The 1,650-nt window shown below is 28.0% G+C and carries 2 protein-coding genes; both read left to right on the top strand.

Annotation, left to right across the window (positions count from 1 at the left end; all coding sequences use genetic code 11):
• The first annotated feature begins 151 nt into the window (after positions 1-151).
• Positions 152-1,084, top strand: coding sequence for a YncE family protein (locus V7056_RS15565; RefSeq protein WP_499703344.1), 933 nt, complete (start codon positions 152-154; stop codon positions 1,082-1,084).
• 258 nt (positions 1,085-1,342) lie between these two features.
• A complete protein-coding gene (locus tag V7056_RS15560) occupies positions 1,343-1,648 on the top strand; it encodes a hypothetical protein (protein WP_499703343.1) in 306 nt (101 codons plus the stop codon).
• Positions 1,649-1,650 lie beyond the last annotated feature (2 nt).

Raw genomic sequence — 1,650 nt, 5'->3', positions numbered from 1 at the left:
GCGTTAGTTGAAGATCATTGAGTTGCTTCGGCAGCTCATTTTCTTATTAAAGTAATTGGCAGATTAGTTCAGCTAGGAATGTAAGTCAAACTAATAGTTATGCTATTATTGTTGTAATAAAAATATTAGGAGTTGGCCAGAAGTGCTTCAAATGAACTTAATTAAAAAACTTAAAACTTCATTTCAGATAAAACTATCAAATGATGGTCGCTTCTTATGTCATACAATGGGATTAAAAACGATTGTTTTTGATGCAAATTCATGGGAAAAGGTCGCCGAGCTTAGCAAACCAAAAAATCCTGGGGATATAAAGTTCTCCAAAAATAATGATTATTTATATATTAAAAATACCATAGGAACCGTTTGTGTATACGAAACTTCAGAATTTTGTTTAATCAAAACTATTCAATCAAATAGATCGCGACAAATGGTCGAAGGAGACTTTGCATTAACTAATGATGATTTCACAATCATTGATATTCTGAAAACTAAATCAGGAAATCAATTGGCCTTGATTAATATTGATAATGGAAATTACAATAAACTGACTGATTTTGAAGACTCGATAACTATAAAAAAGTACGAACAATACATATCGAATGAAGGCTCTCATCTTTTTACTTTGAACAATGATAATGAGAATACGGATTATGATGATTATAATTTACTAAAAGTAAAATATGAAAATGAAAAAGCATCATTTACTTTAATTAGCCATCCAAAAGTATTACACTGGGAATCTGTAATCTATGATTCGATCCATGAGGTTTATATATTAGTAAGTGGTTTTGAAATCACCATCTTAGATTCAACCTTTAAAAAAATATTGAAGAAAAAAAATCTGTTAAAGAATGAGAGCAATGGAGACTTTGGGTACTTCTATCACTTACATCAGTCCAATAATGCTAAGTTTCTTGTTATAACGTATAGTGAGCATGTCTTTATTTTAAGATACGATGATTTACAAATAATAGTGGATGAAGCTATTTCATATGCTTGTTTTGCAGAATTCAGTGAAGATGATCAATATTTGTTTATCGGTACTTGGAATAATGGATACATTTTAGAGGTCAATCTTAAATAATTTTATGTATTCGTAAACCTACTTTAAGCAACTAACTGGCGCGTTAGTTGACCAATTATGGGCTACTTAGGTAGTCCATTTTTAATTGTGCTAATTGGCAAATTAGTTTAGTTAGAATTTATTTATATTTTATTTAAAATACATATAGAATTTATAAATCCATAGCCCAATCTACAATTTCGAGATAGTAGGTATTAGGTTTATGTCATATTTTCAAAGGACTTATTAACTGTATATAGAATTATTTGGAGTAAGGAGATGAAATACATGACGATATTTAATAATTACTATACATGGTTCTTTAAGAGAAAAGTTAAGAATGATCTAAGTGAATTAATAACAACAACAATAGTAATTTCTATAGCGGTAGGAACAGGTTTCTTTAATATTTCTTTAAAAAATTATGTAATTCCCATAATACTATTCTTCATTGCAATGAATTTAAATTTAATCTTGGATGATATACTTCGTAAAATATTGGGTACAAAAAATAAAGAAATACCCAAATGGATATTTGGAACAGTATTTGTTTTAATTATTATATTTTCATCAATAATGAGTTAATT

The organism is Bacillus sp. JJ664 (assembly GCF_036962205.1).
GTDB lineage: Bacteria > Bacillota > Bacilli > Bacillales > Bacillaceae_G > Gottfriedia.
This window is presented reverse-complemented; position numbering and strand designations above follow the sequence as displayed.

Coding starts and splice junctions, on each gene's coding strand:
- V7056_RS15560 (WP_499703343.1), top strand. CDS start 1,343: ATGAAATACATGACGATATTTAATAATTACTATACATGGTTCTTTAAG.
- V7056_RS15565 (WP_499703344.1), top strand. CDS start 152: ATGAACTTAATTAAAAAACTTAAAACTTCATTTCAGATAAAACTATCA.